We start from the raw sequence: 1,441 nt of genomic DNA on the forward strand, positions 1-1,441 counted from the left end.
CAGGGTGAGAGCGTGAACATTTTGTTAAATTTCACCCAGTTTTTTGAGACCCGCATTGAGTACCGTTTCCAGATATTCACTGCTCATTCCTGCGATTTTTTGCTTCCGTCTTACGCTCGCCTTGCGTGAAGTCTCGGCCCTGAGCATGTTCAGCCCCATGTGCCGGATGCACGCCAAAATCTCTGCGGCATCACCGCGATAAATCGGGCAATCATCCTCGCCCATCGTGACGTCCAGCACCCAGTGCAGGCTATTTTCGATGGCCCAGTGCCCACGCACCGCTCGCGCAAACTCATCCTGCACCAACGCTTTGGAACTGATGAAATAACGCTGCTCTATGGTAATTTTTTGCATATTTTCAACGCGATAGGAGATGGCCACGCCAATGCTGTGCAACTGTTTCCAATGAGGAAACTGGGCGGCCAACTCGCCCGCCGCCATGACATGGTACTCACGACCATCGATGCGGCCATGAGCCTTCTCAAGCGTCATCGTCTCTGCGCATAACGGGGTGGCCGCCAGCGGGGCGAGGGCCTGTCGAACCGCCTCGAACAACTTGGGTTGGTTGCCTTTGACGGCCAATAAGTAATCGCCACCTTGCTGAAGGATGGTCTCGGCGATCTCGGTCTGGCACCCCATCGCATCGATGGATACCAGGCAGCCTTTGATGTCGAGCAGCGCCAGCAACTCGGGAATAGCGGTAATTTCATTGGACTTGGCGTCGGTTTTTATCTGTCCGAGCACCAGCTTATTGGCGGCGGCATAGGCACTGACCATGTGAATGGTCGACGTTCGATCCTCACGGTCATAGGAACTGCGCAGGGTTTTGCCATCGATAGCGACCAGGGCGCCATCGGTGTGCTGGTTAATGGCTTGAGTCCACCGCACAAAGGCGGCCTGAAACGGCTCTGGTTTGATGCCGGAGATGATCCTGGCAATGGTGTCATGGACAGGAATGCCGTTTTTAAACAGTCCCTTGGATTGAAACCAGGGAAGATGAACCTCGCCGAAATCCTCAATATCTTCCCAGCCCTCAGCCCCGCCGATCACGGCACAGACGGTGAGAAACAGGACATCGTAGAAGGGATAATAAATCTTGGCATGCTGGCGAGGGTCGTGAATATTGTCGAAGAACTGAGCGAAAACGGCATCAATAGACATGAGAGCACTCCTGAAAAGGAGCATGAGATCACAGCCGGATCACCAGGTCAAATTTCAGGGTGAGGATGTGAGCAAATTGTTAACTATGGAAATCATGGAAATTATCATTTTTTGGATTTCATGCGCATTTTTTGAGCTGAAATGACGTGCAGTGACGATTAAAAAGTGTGAAGGCGATCCTGACTATAAAGTTAACTGCATATCACAGGCCTATAAGTATTTGTTTTGTAGGCAAAAAACTATTTTTAATTTTTAACAAAATGTTCACGATCTCGCCCTG

Annotated in this window: 1 protein-coding gene; it reads right to left on the reverse strand. The window is 50.9% G+C overall.

Annotation, left to right across the window (positions count from 1 at the left end):
- Window positions 1-24: 24 nt before the first annotated feature.
- On the reverse strand, window positions 25-1,161 hold the full coding sequence (locus BN1127_RS13720; RefSeq protein ID WP_021141311.1) for an ISAs1-like element ISAs12 family transposase: 1,137 nt from the start codon (window positions 1,159-1,161) through the stop codon (window positions 25-27).
- Window positions 1,162-1,441 lie beyond the last annotated feature (280 nt).

This window comes from Aeromonas media (assembly GCF_000819985.1).
GTDB classification, from domain to species: domain Bacteria; phylum Pseudomonadota; class Gammaproteobacteria; order Enterobacterales; family Aeromonadaceae; genus Aeromonas; species Aeromonas media.